The organism is Thalassospira marina (assembly GCF_002844375.1).
GTDB classification, from domain to species: Bacteria; Pseudomonadota; Alphaproteobacteria; order Rhodospirillales; family Thalassospiraceae; genus Thalassospira; species Thalassospira marina.
Map to the genome: position 1 here is coordinate 2,303,256 of NZ_CP024199.1, position 18,794 is coordinate 2,322,049.

The following is an 18,794-nucleotide window of genomic DNA, read 5'->3' on the forward strand; positions in this document are numbered from 1 at the left end:
TTCAATTCAAATTTCGTTCTTGACGGCAAATTCTCATTTGCATCCCCATACAGCACCGCGTTGATGGATATGTATGGCCCAAACCGGCCCTCAATCGGCAAATAGCCCTTGAAAATTTATCGCTTGCAAAGGTGTTCAAAAAAACGAACACTCTATCCAAACGTTCGACATTTCGGACAACATGAACCTGTTACGCGCTTGGGAGCAGTCATGAACCAGCTTGAAAAAACCGCCTTTTGGCAAAATCTGGACCAGCAGCACCATATCCACCCGTTCACCGACACGGCTGATCTCAATAAACGCGGTACGCGTGTGATCACCTCGGCATCGGGTGTTTATATCGAAGACAGCGAAGGCAAAAAATACCTTGATGGTATGGCGGGTCTGTGGTGCGTCAATGTCGGCTATGGTCGCAAGGAACTGGCCGAGGCCGCCTACAAGCAGATGCTGGAACTGCCCTATTACAACAACTTTTTCCAGTGCGCGCATGAACCCGTGATCGAACTTTCAAAGGTTCTGGCTGAAATCACGCCATCGCATATGAACCACGTGTTCTATGCCAATTCCGGGTCCGAAGCGAACGACACTGTTGTTCGTATGGTGCGCCAGTATTGGAACCTGAAAGGCAAGGCTGACAAAAACCATATTATCAGCCGCAAAAACGCCTATCACGGCTCCACCGTGGCGGGTGCATCGCTGGGTGGAATGGCCGGTATGCATGCCCAGGGCGGCCCGATGCTGGCAAATGTTGTCCATATTGACCAGCCCTACTGGTATGGCGAAGGTGGCGATTACAGCCCCGAAGAATTCGGCCTGATCACCGCTCGCAAGCTCGAAGAAAAGATCAAGGAACTTGGCCCGGACAAGGTTGGTGCCTTTATTGGCGAACCCATTCAGGGTGCTGGTGGCGTGATTATTCCGCCCTCAACCTACTGGCCGGAAATTCAGCGCATTTGCCAGGAATATGACATTCTTCTGGTGGCTGACGAGGTCATTTGTGGCTTTGGCCGGACAGGTAACTGGTTCGGGTCTGATACATTCGACATCAAACCGGACCTGATGCCCATGGCAAAAGGCATGTCTTCGGGCTATCTGCCGATTTCAGCCGTAATGGTTGGTGACCGTGTTGCCGATGTTCTGATCAATGAATGCGGTGAATTCACCCATGGCTTTACCTATTCCGGTCACCCGGCATCGGCGGCTGTGGCCCTGGAAAATATCCGCATCATCCGCGATGAAAAGCTGATCGAACGGGTGCGCGACGATATCGGCCCGTATTTCCAGAAACAGCTTGCAACACTGGCCGATCACCCCCTTGTCGGGGCGGTCGAAAGTGTGGGTCTTATTGCCGGTATGCCGCTGGTTTCAGACAAAAAAACCCGCAAGGGCTTTGACAAACCCGGCACGGTTGGCACCATTTGTCGCGATTTCTGTGTTGAAAATGGCGTCATCATGCGGGCCTGCGGTGATCGCATGGTTCTCTCGCCGCCACTGGTTATTTCGCATGCTGACGTTGATGAAATCGTTAAACGTGCCAGCGCTGCATTTGATGCCACGGCCAAAAAAGTCGGCATTATGTAACAGCCTGATGGCACATAATTAAACTTGCGAAATGCCCGGTACATGTTTTCCTGTACCGGGCATTTTATTTGCCCTATCGCCCAATCAGGCTTCGCCACATACTGGCTCCATCAGCCCTGCAAACCAAGCCAACAGCCACGCCCCACAAATAACGACCAGACCAATGCCCCAAAGCCACAAATCGCTTCACCGTCTATACGAACCTGACGCATATAACACCCAACGCCTGCCAGACAGTTACTGGGCACACAGCGTTGGCCCCCTGCCCGACAGCCAAACACTGCCGATGGATGGCAATTTAAAAACCGACATTACGGTTATTGGCGGGGGGTATACCGGCCTGTCCAACGCCCTGAAACTGGCCGAGGCAGGGCATTCTGTCATGGTGCTGGATGCAGGGCGACCAGGATGGGGGGCATCAGGGCGCAATGGTGGCTTTTGCTGTATGGGCGGGTCCATCCATTCACTACATGATCTTGCCAGCCAGTTTGGCGACGATGCCAGCCGTCAGTTTGCCCGCCATCAACTGGCATCAATTGACCTTGCTTCAAATCGCATTGCGGACTGGGATGCCGATGTCGACCAGCATTCAGATGGTGAAATGGTGCTGGCCCATAAACCCGGGCGCGTCAAATCCCTGCATGAAGAAGCCCGTGAACTGGCCCATTATGCCGGTGTGCAAAGCACATTTTACAGTGCCGAAGCACTGATTGAACAGGGCATGAAGGCAAATGGTATTGCCGGTGGGCTGCATGTAAAAGCCGGTTTTGGCTTGCATCCTTTTAAATATCTTGCGGCACTGCAGAAAGCATGTCTGAAGGCAGGTGTTCAGATTTTCGAACAGGCCGAGGTCACAGCCATCAGCGAAACCGCAACCGGCATTGCCCTTACGGCGAATAATTGCCGGATTGATGCCCGGCAGGCCGTTATCGCCACCAATGGCTATAGTGCGGAAAACATGCCCCAGTGGCTGGCAGGCCGTTTATTGCCGGTGATATCGGGAATCCTCGTTACCCGCCCCCTGACAGAAGGTGAACAGGCTGATCAGGGCTGGCAAAGCGATATGATGGCCTATGACACGCGCATTCTGCTGCATTATTTTCGCAAACTGCCTGATGGCCGGTTTATGTTTGGCGGCCGGGGCGGATTAAGCGCATCGCCCGATGGACAGGCAAAGGCGCGGAAGGCATTGATTGATGAATTCCACACCATGTTTCCAGCCTGGCGCGATGTGGATATCACCCATCACTGGAACGGTCTGGTATGTTTATCGCAATCCTACCGCCCCTTTATTGGCCGGGTTGATGGCTATCAACGCTTATGGGCGTCGCTCGCTTATCATGGCAACGGCGTTGCCCTTGCCAGCTATGCCGGTGAAATGCTTGCGGGGTTGATGACAGGCAGCCTCACACATGCCGACATCGGCCCAGTGATGACCGTGCCCCCCAAAAAATTCCCGTTTCCGGGGCTTCGGCGCCAATATCGCTGGCTGGCCTATGCCGCCTATGGCCTGCGGGATACCTTTGCCTGAAAGGCGGGCTTTCATCTTTGGCAATTGGTAAAAAGTGACATATATCATGTTTTCCGGCCGGTTTCGGTTTTATAAGCCGGCAGGAAACGATGTAATCGCCAGCAAGAAATGCAGCCAAAATGACTGATGCCCATACAGAAGATGACGGCCTTTCCCATCAGGAACGCCGTGAACGCGCCACTCAAAAAATCATGGATGAAACCGGCATTGATCAGAAAATGATCCACGATGTCGTGCATGGTTTTTACGACAAGGTGCGCGCTGACGACTTTTTGGGACCGATCTTTGCTGCCAGAATTGATGACTGGGACCATCATTTACAGAATATGTGCCAGTTCTGGTCTTCTGTTGCGCTGGCAAGTGGGGCCTATTACGGGCGACCAATGCAAAAACATATGCCCCTGCCCATTGACCGCCACCATTTTGACCGCTGGCTGGCCCTGTTTGCCGAAACCCTTGCCGAACTCTGCCCGCCCGAGGCCGCCCGCCATTTCATGGAACGCGCCCTGCGAATTGCGCAAAGCTTTGAACTGGGCATCGCCGCACATAATGGCGTAATACTGTCCAAGGGTGAACGCTACGACCCGGTTTCAAAATGGTCGCCTGAATAACGCGCAAAACCGGCTTTCTTCACCATTTTTTAGAATAGATAAAATGTTTTCCCGCTCGCGGGTTGACAAGCTTTTGTCCTTCCCGCCTAATATTGGCATGGAACAAGAGCGATACTTCACGTTGCCAAGGCTCCGCCGGGTGTATCAGACATCACGGCCAATTATCGGGCGCGTTATACGTGTTGCCAGTTCCCGCAACAGCCTGATGGGCAACACCATACTGGCTGCAAGCGGTGCCCTTTGGGTTGTACCGCCCTCACCTCATCCCTGAATATAACCTGTCGACAAGACATCGCGCAAAACAGCATGACTGCGTAATGCTGCCAGGCATTTTGAAATTGTCCCGGCACATTGCACGCCGTACGGCGTTATAGAATCAGCATCATTCTGTTTGCAGCCAATGAACGACCCGAACTACTGAACTATCCGACGCGGAGAATACATATGTGGCTTGTAATCCTTCTGGCCGTCCTTGTGATCATCGGCTTGATTGGCTACACCATTTTTCGACACCGTCGTCATTTACTGACTACGACCGGCACAAAAATCGACCCCAGGGACCGCCCCAACAGCGCCCTGCTTATCATTGACCTGCAGGAAGACTTCACCCTTGCCAAAGGCAAGAACGGTTATGAACCTGCCCTGGTCGATAAGGTTATTAACGCCATCAACGACCTTGTCACCTATGCCAATGAAAATGGTTATCCTGTTATTTCCATCCGCCAGACATTCAAGGGATGGTATGTCAATTTTCTGGTTAATCTGCTGAATAAAGGCCGTGGTGGCCCGGCATCACAGGGGCTCGATATTGATGACCGGCTTTTTGGCGATATTGACCACGATATCGTCAAGGCACATGCAGATGCCTTTCGCGAACCGGTTCTTGAACAGGTGCTGGAACGCCAGAAAGTTGGCAAGCTGATCATTGTCGGGCTGGATGGCAATTACTGCGTCAATAAAACAACCCACGCCGCCCTTAACCGCGGCTATGAGGTATCGTTTAGCGATGCAACCACACTGGCCATCAAACCATCAAGCTGGCGCAAAACCCGATCAGGCATGATGGCGCGCGGCGCAACCGACCAAATCAACCATAACAGCAACGATACCAGCCAACCGGCAAATTCGGCAAATGACGAAACCAAAATGAATGAACCTGCCCAATAACAGGCAGGTTCATTTAAATCATCCCATTACCCTGAATGTCGGCCTGTTACAGGCGGTCGCGCAGGGCATACCAGGTCATTGCCAATACCAGCAACGGGTAACGCAGGCTTTTACCACCCGGGAAACGGGGCACAGGCACATTTGCCATAACGTCAAACCGTTCCATCGTGCCCGATACAGCATCCGCCATGATCTGCCCGGCCAGCGTTGCCATGGCAACACCATGGCCCGAATACCCGCTGGCTGAAAATACCTTTGGTTCCACGCGGCGGAAATACGGCATCCGGTTCATGGTGATCGCCAATGTACCACCCCAGCCATAGTCAATTTTTGCATCCCGCAATTGCGGGTAAACTTCAAGCATATAGGGCTTAACAAAGTTCCTGATATCGCGCGGGAAATGGTAGCTATAGGTTTCGCCACCCCCAAAAAGCATGCGTTTATCTGCACTTAACCGGTAATAGTTGATCACGAATTTTGAATCTGCCACCGCAACATCATCACGGATCAGTTCACGCGCCAGGTCATCACCCAATGGCTCGGTGGCAATAATAAAATTATTGATCGGCATAACGCGCCGCGCCACCCGGTCTTCAAGCGCATCGAGATACCCATTACAGCCCAGCACCAGCATATCGGCCGTAATTGTTTTACCACCGGCAACCGAAACCGTAACTTTTTCGCCCGTTTCATAACGGGTTACCTGTGCATCTTCATAAATCCGCACACCCGCCTTGCGTGCGGCATCGGCCAGGCCAAGGGCAAAGTTTAACGGGTGCAAATGCCCTGCCCCCATATCAAGCGACCCGCCGTGATAAAAATCCGACCCTACCATCTGCCGGATTTCATCGCGCCCGATCGACCGGATTTGATCATAACCATATTCATCGCGCAGCTTGTCGGCGTATTCGTGTGTGCCTTTAACAAACCGTTCGCGATGATCGGCATGTAAAATGCCGGGTTTCCAGTCACAGGCAATATTGTGACGCGAGATCAGGGATTTAACGATATCCTTGGACTGTTCGGCAATGTCCCACAATTTGCGGGCGTCATCCATACCGACCATTTTTTCAAGTTCGTCCTGTTCACGCCGCTGGCCCGAACCAACCTGCCCGCCATTGCGCCCGGATGCCCCCCAACCCACGCGGTGGGCCTCCAGCAGGATAACGTCATAACCACGTTCCGCCAGATGCAACGCCGATGAAAGCCCCGTAAAACCACCACCGATCACGACCACATCACATGTCGAATTTTCTGCCAGCGTATCAAAACCCGCAACAGGGTTGGCCGATGCCGCATAATATGACGCCGGATAAGCGCCTGCCTTATCATTTGCTGTCAGAAAATTCGGTGTAAACACGTGTTACCTCAGTATTGTGAACCTGGCGCAAGTTTGCGTGATTCCCGCTTAAACGCCAAGAAAACAAATCATTTTTTGTGCTTATGAAATCCCGGTTTGGGTCGCGGCTGGTATCCCGGCCGTAACCTGTTCAACCAGTTTGTGGGCGGCTTTGGTTGCCGCACAGCCACCACGTGCCGTACAGCGTAAATCGGCATGCATCATGGAGCCGATCTTCACCGTTTGATCAACCAGCTCATCAAACCCCAAAACCGCATCAAAGCCTGCCATCACGGCCATCGCCGATGAATAGGCATGGGAAACACCCGCCACATTGCGCGCATGACAGGGAATTTCCACATCCCCCCCAACCGGGTCACAGACCAGGCCCAAAGTATTCATCAGGCACATGCTTGCCGCATCAAAGCATTGTTCAGCACTACCGCCAAAGGCCTGTACAACACCGCCCGCCGCCATTGCCGCCGATGCACCGGTTTCAACCGAACATCCCCCGCATTCTGCGGCAAATGTGCCCCGTGCGGCAAAAACGGCACCAATTAATGCCATAACCTGCAAGGCATCGGCTGCACCTTCAATATCGATACCATGGCGAACCAGCCCATATAACGTGCCCGGCACAACACCGGCACTGCCCGCCGTTGGTGCTGCCACCACCAGCCCACGGTTGGAATCCCGCTCCATCGCCGAAAGCGCACCGGCAATCGCATCCTGCAATACCGCCCCGCCCAACCCGGCAGGCAAATTGGCATCGCGCACTTTTCGCGCCTTAAGCGTCAGGAAACGCATCACGCTATCCTGCTCACGCGCGCTAAAGCCTTCTTCGACAACACGCAGCATCAATTCGGCGCGCTCAATAAACAGCAGGCGTGTTTCTTCGGTCGAAAGACCAAGCCTTTGCGCTTCCAGTGCCAATGCCGTGTGTGCAAGCGACCCATTATGGGATGAAACCTTGTCTAACACCCCCTGGGTTGTCGAAAACAGATCATCCCCCGCGCAAACCGGATATTGCGCCGCATCGGCAACCAGAACCCGCTTTATGCCGGCCAGTGCCACAATATCGCGCACCACATCGGGTGCAGGTACGCGCTGCAACGAAATTTCAAGGCGTTCCAGCGCAATGCCGCCTTCTGCCGGAACTGTCATCACATCCTGGCCCAGCAGGCGGTTATCTGTGGCGGCCAAATCGGCAATCCGCTTTTGCACGGATTTCACATCATCGGCATAAACATACAAAACGGCTGTTTTACCGGTCAGATACACGTCCTCGCCATTCATGCGGTCAATGTAAAACATACCACCGCCAATTGATGCGCCCTGATACACATCCTGCCGTAATGATCCATCCTTTGCGCGGACCGAAATAACCATATCAACACGGTTGGGGTGGTTATTGCGTTGCAGCTCGGTAATGGTCACCGAAAAGGTAAAACCTTCGCCCGCGCTGGCACGCCCCAGAATTTCGCGAAAATCAGGGTCCGTCAAAGAAGCGCCAGCCAAACCGGCAGCAAAATTTTCGTCCGAACTTTGGGCCTGATAAACCGGCGCAAATGACCCGCGGGGATCAAACCGGATATCGGCGGTTTCAATCACCTCTCCCTGCGATGTCGACAGGGAACGTGCCAACCGCCCCATCATATACGGGGCCGCGCAATGTGAACTGGACGGCCCACGCATGACCGGGCCGACAACGGAATTTAACAGGCTGATTTCCTGCATGATCTCTCTCGGGTTTTCGGGTTTTTATTGATTGCATAAAATATGCGTGATCATCGCTGCAAAAACCTGCAAATGCAATGCGTGCGGCAACGTAATTCCCGTCAAATTTTCCGCTGTCACACAACAAAAAACCGGAAGCCATTTTCAGGCTTCCGGTTCAAATCTGTCATATGCAGCCCGTTTATCGCTGCTGGCTTTCCCATTCGGGATGGACCCAATAGGACGCCGCAGATGCTGGCAGGGATTGCCCGCGAATAATATCGGCAGCCTTTTCCCCGATCATGATGGTCGGGGCATTCAGGTTGCCCGAAACGATTGTTGGCATGATGGAACTGTCAACAACGCGCAACCCTTCAATACCGTGAACACGGGTTTCGCCATCAACCACCGACATATCGTCGCTGCCCATTTTGCACGAACAGGACGGATGATAGGCACTTTCGGTATGCTGGGCGACCCAGGCATCAATTTCGGCATCGGTTTGCACATCCTTGCCTGGTGCAATTTCACCACCGCGCAAATCCTTGAATGCGTCCTGGGCGAAAATTTCGCGGGTCAATCGAACGGATGCACGCATTTCTTCCCAATCTTCAGGGTGGCTCATGTAATTGGGGTCAACAATCGGCCGGTCCGCCGGGTTGGCCGATGCCAACCTTACCGTCCCGCGCGATTTGGACCGCATCGGTCCAACATGGGCCTGAAAACCATCATTTTCCGCCGCACCTGAACCATTATAGTTAATGGCCGCCGGCAGGAAGTGATACTGAATATTCGGATGCTCGATGCCCGCGCGCGAACGGATAAATCCACCCGCCTCAAAATGGTTGGACGCACCCAAACCGGTTTTAAACAGATACCATTCCAAACCCACCTTGAACTTGCCCCACGGGTTCAACACCCGATGCAGGCTGATCGGCTGGCTGCATTCCTGCTGCACATAAAGTTCCAGATGGTCCTGCAGGTTTTCCCCCACACCGGGCAGGTCCTGCACCACGTTAATATCGTGTTCGCGCAAATGTGCGGCCGGGCCAATACCCGAAAGCATCAAAAGTTTCGGCGAATTGATCGACCCACCCGAAACAATCACTTCACGATCAACAGTTGCCCGCTTCATACCGCCATTATGCTGATAATCCAGGCCAATGGCCCGTTTACCGTCAAACACAATGCGTAATGCCAGCGCCCTGTCATGCACCGTCAGGTTTGGCCGTTTCATTGCCGGGCGCAGATAGGCCCGGCTGGTTGACCAGCGACGGCCCTTATAAACCGTCATATCCATGGTCCCGACACCTTCCTGGCAATAGCCATTCTGATCGGGTGTTACCGGGTAACCCGCCTGTTCCCCGGCCTTGATCCAGGCTTTGTAAAGCGGGTTTTTGCAGGCCCCTGTCGTTACATGTAACGGGCCATTACCGCCATGATAATCATCACCGGCACCATCTTCATTTCGCGTATCGGCACGCCGGAAATAGGGCAAACAATTGGCATAATCCCAGTTTGACAGCCCCGGGTCCGTTGCCCAGCGATTATAATCAAGGGCATGCCCCCGCACATAGGCCATGCCGTTAATCGAACTGGACCCGCCATAAACCCGGCCGCGTGGTGTTTCCATCCGGCGGTTATTCAGGTTTTTCTGCGGTGTCGTCCAATAGGCCCAGTTATAGCGTTCGGACTGCATCGGATATGAAAGGGCCGTGGGCATATGAATGCGCCAGTCCCATAAGTGGTCAACCGGCCCGGCTTCAACAACAAGAACACTAACATTACGATCTTCGGTCAGGCGGCTGGCCAATACGGCCCCGGCCGACCCGGAACCAACGATGACGTAATCAAAATTTTCGCTGGCTGATGGTTTCATTTTCTAACCCCAGAAGCTGCTATCAAGGCAAACATGCACACAAACAAGGGCCATTTGCGCCGCATCCATGCAGGCGCAAAACGGCCGGTCAAGCCCCCTGATCAATAAGGCGGCGGCACATCGCCGGTTTCGACATAAACCGATTTCACCCGCGTATAATGTTCAATCGCGGCACGGCTGTTTTCCCGGCCAACACCGGATTTTTTCACACCGCCAAACGGCATTTCAATTGGCGTGATGTTATAGGTATTGATCCAGCAGGTCCCTGCTTCAAGCTGCGCAACAACCCGGTGCCCGCGCGAAAGGTCACGGGTAAATACACCCGCAGCCAGGCCATATTCCGTTTCATTGGCGCGCAAAATGGCTTCTTCTTCGGTTTTAAAGGTCAGAACCGACATCACCGGACCAAAGATTTCTTCGCGCACGATGGTCATATTATCGCGGCAATCGGCAAAAATGGTCGGCGCAACATAAAGACCACCTTCGGGCATACCATCACGAACCGCATCGCCCCCTAATACAAGGTTCGCACCTTCTTTTTTGCCGATCTCGATATAGGACATGATTTTGTCAAACTGCCCTTTGGTCACAATCGGCCCAACCTGGGTTGCCGGGTTTTCCGGGTCCCCCAGAACAAGGTTTTTGCTGCGTTCGACCAGTTTGGCAAGAAAGGCATCCTTGACCGATTCATGCACAAAAACGCGCGTGCCATTGGAACAAATCTGGCCCGACGAATAAAAATTCGCCATCTGTGCGCCGGAAACGGCATTATCAAGGTCGGCATCTTCAAAAACGATCATTGGCGATTTCCCGCCAAGTTCCATCGTTACCGCCTTCATGCCCGCCGCCGCAACAGATGCAACCTTGGCACCGGTCTCAGCCGATCCCGTCAATGAAACCTTGTCCACACCAGGATGTTCAACCAGCGACGCGCCACATTCACGCGCCCCCTGCACCACGTTGTAAACACCATCCGGCAGGCCTGCTTCCTGCAGGGCCTGTGCCACGGCGATGGCGGAAAGCGGTGTTACTTCGGACGGTTTGTAAACAACGGCATTGCCGCAGGCCAGCGCCGGTGCCGCCTTCCAGCAGGCAATCTGAATGGGATAATTCCAGGCACCAATGGCGGCACACACACCAACCGGTTCGCGCCGGGTATAGGCGAAATTACCGGCAAGATCGATATGTTCACCCGTAATGCTGCCTGCCACACCGGCAAAATATTCAAGGCATTCAACAGCCGAAACCACATCAACAATTTCGGTTTCCTGAATGGCGCGGCCAGTATCGCGCGTTTCAAGCAGGGCCAGTTCATCATTGCGGTCCCGCAAAATCTGCGCGGCCCGAAACAGTACACGTGCCCGTTCGGCAGCCGGCGTTGCCTTCCAGATCGCAAGGCCCTTGCGTGCGGCCTTGACAGCAGCATCAACATCGGCAGCCGTGCTTTCATTGCCCGTTGCCAAAACCGTGTTGGTTGCGGGATTAAGCGTCGTCATGGCAACACCACTGCCCTGCTGCAATTTACCATCAATAAAATTGCTGATCTGATAAAGGCTCATTTCCAAAACTCCTGTTGGCGCCACACAAACCGGGGCACCCAAAATTTCGTAATAATTATTCTGCTGCCGCCGCATTCAGGCGCAGATGGATGGTATCAAGCACCATTTTACGGGCCGCCGCGACATTGACCTGCCGGGGGGAAAGCCCCGACCGCACCCAGATCCCGTCAATCATTGCAGCGATAACCTCGGCAATTTCATCGGCTTTCCGGTCACTGGTCAGTTCACGCAATTCATGGCGCAGGTTTGATGCCAGGCGGCGGAAATAAACGGTATTTAACCGCCGCAAAGGTTCCGAAAACGGCACCTGCGCCCAAAAGGACAACCACGCCACAGTCACCTGCGGGGTAAACTGTTCTTCGTTGAAATTGGTATTCACAATGGCTTCCAAACGCTCCATCGGCGTTTGGCATTGCGCAACCCTTTCAAGAAAATCAGCACGCAATTCCTGCATCAGAGACAACATCGTTGCCTCCAGCAGGGCATTTTTACCGCCGAAATAATGCGAAATGATACCGGACGACATTCCTGCGGTGCCGGCTATCCGGCTGATCGTCGCATCGGCAAAACCAAACTGGTGAATGGTCGCAATCGTCGCATCAATAAGTTGCCTGCGGCGGACAGGCTGCATTCCAACCTTGGGCATTCTGGTATCCAAAATCTTGCGATCCGAAGCAGAAAAAATCGATGAAACGGTTTTTTCCCCTTCGCAATTGACCTGAAAAGAATATGATGTATTTTAATTGAACATTCAATCAATAAAAACAGGTGAGGCCGTTACCATTTCCCTAAACGCAGAATCCTGCGTGTTTTCGGCTATCTGGCTCATCTGTTTGAATTAATTCCGGCCTGCAACACCGCGTTGATTGCAGTTCTGGACGAGTGTTGGCGCAAAGACCGTTGATGTTCGTCTGGCTTCCGGAACCGAGAGTCTGTTGCCACGTTTGGCAACAGTATCCGTAAGGTCCATACAAGGGAGAACCAGAAACATGACTTGTCGTAAATCCATTACCCGCCTTATGTGCAGCACCATGATTGCAGGTGCCGCACTGCTGGGTACAACTGCCGCCCGGGCAGAAGTCCCCGATGCCTGCAAAACGGTAACCTTCTCTGATGTTGGCTGGACTGACATCACCGCAACCACAGCCACCGCCTCGGTGCTGCTTGATGCGCTGGGTTATAAAACCGAAACCGAACTTCTTTCGGTGCCGGTTACCTATACCAGCCTTAAAAATGGCGATGTTGACGTGTTTCTTGGCAACTGGATGCCAACCATGTCAGCCGATATCAAACCCTATCTTGATGATGGCTCGGTTGAAAAGCTGAAGGCCAATCTTGAAGGGGCAAAATACACCCTGGCTGTTAGCAAGGCAGCCTATGACGCCGGGCTTAAAAGCTTTCAGGATATTGCCAAATTCAAGGATGAACTTGATGGCAAAATTTACGGCATTGAACCGGGCAATGACGGCAACCGCCTGATCCAGGATATGATCGACAACAACCAGTTTGACCTTGGGGAATTTGAACTGGTTGAATCATCCGAACAGGGCATGCTGGCCCAGGTCAAACGCATCACATCGCGCGATAAATTCATCGTCTTCCTTGGCTGGGAACCGCACCCGATGAATGCCAAATACGATATGGCCTATCTTGATGGCGGCGACGATGTTTTCGGCCCCAATTATGGTGGCGCCACGGTTTATACCAATGTGCGCAAGGGCTACCTGACCGATTGCCCGAATGCTGGCAAATTTGTTGATAATCTGAAATTCACCCTCGAGATGGAAAACCAGATTATGGATTCCATCCTCAACGGAAACGAAGACCCGCAAAAAGCCGCCAAAGCCTGGATCAAGGCCAACCCGGATGCGGCCTATGCCTGGCTTGATGGTGTCACCACCGTTGATGGCGGCGATGCCAAAGCCGCCGTCAAGGAAAAGCTCGGCCTCTAATCGCCTGACATTTCACAATGCCGATATCCCTGCCCCGGTTTTTACCCGGGCAGGGTACGTGCCCACGGTGCCCCTGTTGCGTCCTTACCCAGCAGGCAGCGGCCAGCTTTAAGGGTGCGGAAGTCATAAATACTCATTCATTAAATTTACTGGAATTTGTCCCATGGAATGGCTCACGGAAATCAAGATTCCGCTAGGGAGCTGGATTGCATCCCTGATGGACGCCTTAAATGATCACGCCGACTTTGTTTTTTATGCCATCTCGGATGCGCTGGGTTTTGTCATTGACCATACTGTCGATGCGCTGGTCTGGTTGCACCCGCTTGTTATCATCGCCTTTTTTGCCGGTCTTGCGATCTGGCTGCATAAATCCTGGAAGCTGACGGCTTTTACCATCCTGTCGCTGCTCCTGATCGTCAATCTTGGCTATTGGGAAGCAACGATGGAAACACTGGCAATGGTGTTTTACGCCACGCTGATCTGTATGCTGATCGGGGTGCCGCTTGGCGTTGCATCAGCACATCGACCCTGGCTTTATCATGCCCTGCGCCCGGTGCTTGACCTGATGCAGACCATTCCGACTTTTGTGTATCTGATCCCAACCCTGATCCTGTTTGGTCTGGGCGTTGTACCCGGTCTTATTTCAACGGTGATTTTTTCAATCGCCGCACCAGTCCGCTTAACCCAGCTTGGCATTTCATCAACGCCCAAAGCCCTGATCGAAGCTGGCCAAAGCTTTGGCTGCACCCCACGGCAACTGCTTTTTAAGGTTGAACTGCCATCTGCCATGCCATCTATCATGGCCGGGCTGACGCAGTGCATCATGCTGTCGCTTTCGATGGTGGTGATTTCCGCCCTTGTCGGCGCGGACGGATTGGGCAAACCAGTGGTGCGCGCCCTTAACACCGTCAATATCGCCCAGGGTTTTGAAGCCGGGCTTGCAATCGTCATTCTGGCAATCGTGCTGGACCGCATTTGCCGCCGCGACAACAGCGAAAAAACGGGGCAGTAACATGACCAATGCCGTTGAATTCGACAATATCGATGTAATTTTTGGTGACCGCCAGGCAGAGGCCCTCGCCCTGCTGGACCAGGGTAAAAACCGGTCGCAAATCCAGGAAGCAACCAACAATATTCTGGGGGTTGCCGATGTCAGCTTTAATGTGCCGCAGGGTGAAATCTGTGTTTTGATGGGGCTTTCTGGCTCTGGCAAATCATCGCTGCTGCGCTGCGTGAATGGCCTGAACAAGGTTTCACGCGGGTCGCTGCGGGTACGCCATGGCGATGGCGATAATATCACTGATGTCACCAGCTGCGATGCGCAAACCCTGCGTACCCTGCGCCGCGAACATGTCGCCATGGTATTTCAGCAATTCGCGCTGCTGCCCTGGCGCACCGTTGCCGAAAATGTCGGCTTTGGCCTCGAACTTCGGGGGATGAACGCCAGGGAACGCCAGGAAATTGTTCAGGAAAAACTCGCCCTTGTCGGGCTGGCTGAATGGGCATCCAAATACGCCCACGAACTTTCGGGCGGCATGCAGCAACGCGTGGGCCTTGCCCGTGCCTTTGCTACGGATGCCCCCATCCTGCTAATGGATGAACCTTTCTCCGCCCTTGATCCGCTTATTCGCAATCGCCTGCAGGATGAACTTCTTGATTTGCAGGAAAAGCTGAACAAAACGATCCTGTTTGTCAGCCATGATCTGGATGAAGCCATGAAGCTGGGCAATTCAATCGCGATCATGGAAGGCGGTTATGTTGTGCAGCATGGCAGCCCCGAAGACATCGCCCTGCGCCCGGCAAACGATTACGTCGCCGATTTTGTTGCCCACATGAACCCGGTCAATATCCTGCGTGCCCGCGCCATCATGCAGCGTGCCACCAATGACCAGCGCAATGGTTCTGGCGATTTTAAAATCGAAGACGAAGATATCCACATCACCGTGGCAGATGGCGTGGTAAAAGCCGCCAGAAAAGGGGCCGGCCAGGAATTGCGCCTTGTCCCCTATAACGGCACCCTGCCCGATGATCTTGGCACCACAAACAATTCCGTCATCTTTGTTGCCGATGAAAATGTGCTGCTAAAACACCTGATCGAAATTCGCGAAATCACCCAGAACCCGGTAATCCTGACGCGCGAAAACCGCCTTTCAGGCACATTGGGTCGGCGCGAATTTTTCGCCAGCCTGACGCAAACCGCAACGGTCGGCGACTAGCCACACACCGTAAACCGCACCTAAAACAAAGGCGGCCGCGCATCACATGCGGGCCGCCTTTCGTTTATTGGTGTGCCTTGGCACGCAACGCGCGGTTTTAACCGCCGGTCACGGGCGGAAATAATGCAATTTCCCGCGTTTCGCCAATAACGGCGTCCGCCTGGGCAAATTCCTGATCCAGCGCAACACGCACCAGTTCCGGGTCCTGAAAGGCGGCGGCGTAATTATCCCCGCGCGTTGGCATCCATGCCAAAAGGTCCGCCACGGTGCGGATATTTTCAGGCAGGTCCAGGGTTTCTTCAGCCTTGCCGATACGGTCCTTGACCCAGGCAAAATAAACAATCTTCATCGTCAATCCGGTGTTAAATCATGTGTTTTGCGCATGCTGGCCCAAAGCAGCCCCTGGCACAAGGCGCAAAGCATCACGAATAGATAAAATATCCGTCAGGTGCGGCTGCCAAACGTGCCGTCAGGTTATCGATGAAAAACCGTTCCGCCCGGCTTAATGACATGCGCGGATTGGTCACCAGATAAATATCAATCGCGGGCGGCGCATCATATGGGGGGAGTTGCCACAACACCCCACGGTCACGCGCGCTTTTCACAACATGTATCGGCAAAGGCCCAATCCCCAAACCGGCATTGATCAACCTGCGCACTTCTTCCAGATGCGGGCTGGTGGCAATAACCTTGCCTTTCATGCCTTCACGCGCGCGCAAAACGGCCACTGGCGCCAGTGCATCGGAAAGCTGATCGGTGGAAAATGAAACAAATGCTTCGTGGCGCAAGTCGGCCAGTGTCAAATCCCGCCGGCCAAAAAGGTGATGCGTCGGCCCGCAAAAGAAGCCGAAATGTTCCCGGTAAAGCCTGCGATATTCCAAGCGCGGATGTTGTTCATTGACCAGGCAAATGCCAAAGCTCGCCTGCTGGGACAAAACCTGGCTAACAACATGGGCCGATGTGGCAACATTGATTTCATAGGTTACCTGTGGATGCTGCCGGTTAAATTCAAACAGGGCTTCGTCAAGGGGCGGGAACACCACGTGGCTTGCCATCCATAAATGCAAATGCCCGGTCAACTGCCCGCCACTATCCTGCATCACATCGGATAAGCGGCCAATGGCACCGCAAATTTCCCGGCATTCGTGATAAAGTGCCGCACCCTGCTCCGTCACTTCAAAACGGCCACGTTCGCGGTCAATCAGGCGCGCGCCGATCTGGTCTTCCAGGCGTTTCAAGGCATTGCTGACACTGGGCTGGCGCAACAGCAACCGGTTTGCCGCCCCGGTGATGGACCGTTCCTCGACAATGACGGTAAAGGTATGCAGCAGGTTCCAGTCAAACCTGCGTCTGGAAATATCATCCATAACCGCCTCATAGTTATTCGCTATGGGTTATATTCTACTTATCTATTTGCGCTATAGGCAAGCTTAAGGTGGAATGCTTGCAAGATTGAAAACTGGCAACACGAATTGCCCGGCATAAAAAGGATATCGGGGAAATGTCCATTTATGCTGCATAAACGGGAGGCCCGCATGGCCGCTGGTGTCGCAAGGGCGCAAAAACGCGCCCCGTGGATACTGCTTTCACCATCACTGGTAACGATTGGCTTTCTGCTGATCATTCCGATGATGTTTATTGTGGTGTATTCCTTCTGGTTACGAACCGCCACCGGCGCGGACCAGACCGGGTTCTACCTTGATAACTGGCAGGAAGTACTATCCGATCCGTTTTATCGCGACATCCTGTTTCAAACCCTGAAAATCGCGTTTTACACCACAGTCATTTGCGCCTTTGTCGGCTACATTCCCGCCTATTTTGTTGCCAATACGCGCATGCGCTCCAAAACGTTTCTGCTGTTGATGCTGATGTTACCTTTCTGGATCAGCTACATCATCCGCACCATGTCCTGGATCAATATCCTTGGCACGTCAGGTGCCATCAACGGCCTGTTATTGTGGGCTGGCATCATCGATAGTCCCCTTAACATGCTTTATAACCAGACCACGGTTATTCTTGGCCTGGTGCATTATCTGCTGCCTTTCATGATCCTGAATGTCTATGTCAGCCTTGATGGCATTGACAAAAACCTGACCGAGGCCGCCGAAAGCCTGGGCTGCAATGGCTTCCAGGCCTTTCGCGAAGTCACATTGCCCCTGTCTTTTCCCGGTCTGGCTGCGGGGTCGCTATTATGTTTTGTGCTGGCATCGGGCACCTATATTACCCCGCTTATTCTGGGCGGCCCGCGCGATGCGATGTTTGCCAATCTGGTATTTGAAGCCATCATCACGCAACTCAACTGGCCGCTTGGCTCGGCCCTGTCGCTGGTGCTGCTTGCACTACTTGGGGCTCTGGTCGTGATTTACACCCGTTATCTTGGCGTTGATCAAATCGCCAAAAGTTTCCGGTAAGGGGGGAATTTATCATGACAAACGGCTGGTCCTGGATCCGTATCGCCACCATTTTCGTTTATCTTTTTCTGTTTGCGCCGGTCGCTGTCGTTATCCTGCTGGCTTTTAACGCCAACCAGTTTGGTAGCTTCCCGATCGAAGGATTTTCCCTGCGCTGGTTTGATTCCCTTTTGCATAACGATGCCATTGTCCGGGCATTCAAAACGTCGCTTTTGCTCGGTGTTTTAACCAGCATCATTTCAACGACAATCGGCACAATGGCGGCTGTTGCCATGGTGCGTTATGATTTTCCGGGGAAAAAGGCCATTTCCAGCCTGCTGATCGCGCCCATCCTCATCCCCGAAGTGGTCCTGGCTGTTGCGTTATTGCTGTTCCTGCAATTCCTTGCACTGCCCAAAAGCTTTGGCCTTTTGCTAATGGGGCATGTTGTTTTTACCCTGCCCTTTGTGCTGCTGGTCGTACAGGCACGGCTGGTATCCATTCGCCGCGACGTCGAAGAAGCCGCCATGAGCCTGGGCGCCACACCAATCCAGACCTTTTTTGAAATCACCCTGCCCCTCATGCTGCCTGCGGTTATGGCTGGCATGCTGTTTTCCTTCACCATTTCATTTGATGACATTACCGGCACCCTTTTCTGGAAACCGGGCGGCGTTGAAACCGTCCCCACCCAGATCTTTGCCATGCTGCGCAATTCCATCAGCCCGGAAATCAACGCCCTTGGCGCTGTCATGGTGATGTTCACTGTTGCCCTGCCCCTTGTCGCCACCGCCATTGCCCGCCGCCTTTCGGCAGCACGCATCAAGGCCAGCATGGCCAAATAACGAAACGGGAA

16 protein-coding genes are annotated in these 18,794 nt (G+C 53.4%); 9 read left to right on the forward strand and 7 right to left on the reverse strand.

From position 1 onward, the window contains the following. The first annotated feature begins 210 nt into the window (after positions 1-210). From CSC3H3_RS10545 to CSC3H3_RS10560, 4 genes are all read left to right on the forward strand, one after another. The gene (locus CSC3H3_RS10545) at positions 211-1,581 is read left to right on the forward strand and encodes an aspartate aminotransferase family protein (protein ID WP_101284778.1); all 1,371 of its coding nucleotides are present in this window, start codon (positions 211-213) and stop codon (positions 1,579-1,581) included. Positions 1,582-1,744: 163 nt separating this feature from the next. After that, positions 1,745-3,112, forward strand: coding sequence for an NAD(P)/FAD-dependent oxidoreductase (locus tag CSC3H3_RS10550; RefSeq protein ID WP_101284779.1), 1,368 nt, complete (start codon positions 1,745-1,747; stop codon positions 3,110-3,112). Between the two features lie 119 nt (positions 3,113-3,231). Then, a complete protein-coding gene (locus CSC3H3_RS10555) occupies positions 3,232-3,723 on the forward strand; it encodes a group III truncated hemoglobin (protein ID WP_101284780.1) in 492 nt (163 codons plus the stop codon). A 444-nt stretch (positions 3,724-4,167) separates the two neighbouring features. Further along, the gene (locus CSC3H3_RS10560) at positions 4,168-4,890 is read left to right on the forward strand and encodes a cysteine hydrolase family protein (RefSeq protein WP_101284781.1); all 723 of its coding nucleotides are present in this window, start codon (positions 4,168-4,170) and stop codon (positions 4,888-4,890) included. A 46-nt stretch (positions 4,891-4,936) separates the two neighbouring features. Here CSC3H3_RS10560 and CSC3H3_RS10565 read toward each other — a convergent pair whose 3' ends face one another. The 5 genes from CSC3H3_RS10565 to betI form a co-directional block, all read right to left on the reverse strand. Then, positions 4,937-6,250, reverse strand: a complete 1,314-nt coding sequence (locus tag CSC3H3_RS10565) for an NAD(P)/FAD-dependent oxidoreductase (RefSeq protein WP_101284782.1) — start codon at positions 6,248-6,250, stop codon at positions 4,937-4,939. 81 nt (positions 6,251-6,331) lie between these two features. After that, positions 6,332-7,966, reverse strand: a complete 1,635-nt coding sequence (locus CSC3H3_RS10570) for an L-serine ammonia-lyase, iron-sulfur-dependent, subunit alpha (RefSeq protein ID WP_101284783.1) — start codon at positions 7,964-7,966, stop codon at positions 6,332-6,334. 181 nt (positions 7,967-8,147) lie between these two features. Then, entirely contained in the window at positions 8,148-9,824 is a 1,677-nt protein-coding gene (betA, locus tag CSC3H3_RS10575; protein WP_101284784.1) for a choline dehydrogenase, read from the reverse strand. A gap of 101 nt (positions 9,825-9,925) precedes the next feature. Beyond that, positions 9,926-11,383, reverse strand: coding sequence for a betaine-aldehyde dehydrogenase (gene betB / locus CSC3H3_RS10580; RefSeq protein WP_101284785.1), 1,458 nt, complete (start codon positions 11,381-11,383; stop codon positions 9,926-9,928). Positions 11,384-11,438: 55 nt separating this feature from the next. Beyond that, the gene (gene betI, locus CSC3H3_RS10585) at positions 11,439-12,029 is read right to left on the reverse strand and encodes a transcriptional regulator BetI (RefSeq protein ID WP_101270643.1); all 591 of its coding nucleotides are present in this window, start codon (positions 12,027-12,029) and stop codon (positions 11,439-11,441) included. 343 nt (positions 12,030-12,372) lie between these two features. Between betI and CSC3H3_RS10590 the strand changes: the two genes are divergently transcribed. The 3 genes from CSC3H3_RS10590 to choV all read left to right on the forward strand — a co-directional run bounded on the left by CSC3H3_RS10590 (position 12,373) and on the right by choV (position 15,551). Further along, positions 12,373-13,335 carry a choline ABC transporter substrate-binding protein gene (locus CSC3H3_RS10590; RefSeq protein ID WP_101284786.1) on the forward strand — a complete coding sequence of 321 codons (963 nt, stop codon included), beginning with the start codon at positions 12,373-12,375 and terminating at the stop codon, positions 13,333-13,335. A gap of 163 nt (positions 13,336-13,498) precedes the next feature. Continuing rightward, on the forward strand, positions 13,499-14,347 hold the full coding sequence (gene choW, locus CSC3H3_RS10595; RefSeq protein WP_101270647.1) for a choline ABC transporter permease subunit: 849 nt from the start codon (positions 13,499-13,501) through the stop codon (positions 14,345-14,347). A 1-nt stretch (position 14,348) separates the two neighbouring features. Next, positions 14,349-15,551, forward strand: a complete 1,203-nt coding sequence (choV, locus tag CSC3H3_RS10600; RefSeq protein ID WP_101284787.1) for a choline ABC transporter ATP-binding protein — start codon at positions 14,349-14,351, stop codon at positions 15,549-15,551. A gap of 97 nt (positions 15,552-15,648) precedes the next feature. Here choV and moaD read toward each other — a convergent pair whose 3' ends face one another. Further along, positions 15,649-15,900: a molybdopterin converting factor subunit 1 gene (moaD, locus tag CSC3H3_RS10605; RefSeq protein WP_101284788.1), complete on the reverse strand. Its 252-nt coding sequence runs from the start codon at positions 15,898-15,900 to the stop codon at positions 15,649-15,651. Between the two features lie 73 nt (positions 15,901-15,973). Next, on the reverse strand, positions 15,974-16,918 hold the full coding sequence (locus tag CSC3H3_RS10610) for a LysR family transcriptional regulator (RefSeq protein WP_101284789.1): 945 nt from the start codon (positions 16,916-16,918) through the stop codon (positions 15,974-15,976). 168 nt (positions 16,919-17,086) lie between these two features. Here CSC3H3_RS10610 and CSC3H3_RS10615 point away from each other — a divergent pair, with 168 nt between their 5' ends. Then, positions 17,087-17,962 (forward strand): ABC transporter permease, encoded by an 876-nt coding sequence (locus CSC3H3_RS10615; RefSeq protein ID WP_101270785.1) that lies wholly within the window; start codon positions 17,087-17,089, stop codon positions 17,960-17,962. 14 nt (positions 17,963-17,976) lie between these two features. Further along, a complete protein-coding gene (locus CSC3H3_RS10620) occupies positions 17,977-18,783 on the forward strand; it encodes an ABC transporter permease (protein WP_101284790.1) in 807 nt (268 codons plus the stop codon). The last annotated feature ends 11 nt before the right edge of the window (positions 18,784-18,794 follow it).

What these genes read in the sequence shown, in the direction of transcription:
- CSC3H3_RS10545 (WP_101284778.1), top strand. Translation starts at nt 211, where the DNA reads ATGAACCAGCTTGAAAAAACCGCCTTTTGGCAAAATCTGGACCAGCAG.
- CSC3H3_RS10550 (WP_101284779.1), top strand. Translation starts at nt 1,745, where the DNA reads ATGCCCCAAAGCCACAAATCGCTTCACCGTCTATACGAACCTGACGCA.
- CSC3H3_RS10555 (WP_101284780.1), top strand. Translation starts at nt 3,232, where the DNA reads ATGACTGATGCCCATACAGAAGATGACGGCCTTTCCCATCAGGAACGC.
- CSC3H3_RS10560 (WP_101284781.1), top strand. Translation starts at nt 4,168, where the DNA reads ATGTGGCTTGTAATCCTTCTGGCCGTCCTTGTGATCATCGGCTTGATT.
- CSC3H3_RS10570 (WP_101284783.1), bottom strand. Translation starts at nt 7,966, where the DNA reads ATGCAGGAAATCAGCCTGTTAAATTCCGTTGTCGGCCCGGTCATGCGT.
- betA (WP_101284784.1), bottom strand. Translation starts at nt 9,824, where the DNA reads ATGAAACCATCAGCCAGCGAAAATTTTGATTACGTCATCGTTGGTTCC.
- betB (WP_101284785.1), bottom strand. Translation starts at nt 11,383, where the DNA reads ATGAGCCTTTATCAGATCAGCAATTTTATTGATGGTAAATTGCAGCAG.
- betI (WP_101270643.1), bottom strand. Translation starts at nt 12,029, where the DNA reads ATGCCCAAGGTTGGAATGCAGCCTGTCCGCCGCAGGCAACTTATTGAT.
- CSC3H3_RS10590 (WP_101284786.1), top strand. Translation starts at nt 12,373, where the DNA reads ATGACTTGTCGTAAATCCATTACCCGCCTTATGTGCAGCACCATGATT.
- choW (WP_101270647.1), top strand. Translation starts at nt 13,499, where the DNA reads ATGGAATGGCTCACGGAAATCAAGATTCCGCTAGGGAGCTGGATTGCA.
- choV (WP_101284787.1), top strand. Translation starts at nt 14,349, where the DNA reads ATGACCAATGCCGTTGAATTCGACAATATCGATGTAATTTTTGGTGAC.
- moaD (WP_101284788.1), bottom strand. Translation starts at nt 15,900, where the DNA reads ATGAAGATTGTTTATTTTGCCTGGGTCAAGGACCGTATCGGCAAGGCT.
- CSC3H3_RS10610 (WP_101284789.1), bottom strand. Translation starts at nt 16,918, where the DNA reads ATGGATGATATTTCCAGACGCAGGTTTGACTGGAACCTGCTGCATACC.
- CSC3H3_RS10615 (WP_101270785.1), top strand. Translation starts at nt 17,087, where the DNA reads ATGGCCGCTGGTGTCGCAAGGGCGCAAAAACGCGCCCCGTGGATACTG.
- CSC3H3_RS10620 (WP_101284790.1), top strand. Translation starts at nt 17,977, where the DNA reads ATGACAAACGGCTGGTCCTGGATCCGTATCGCCACCATTTTCGTTTAT.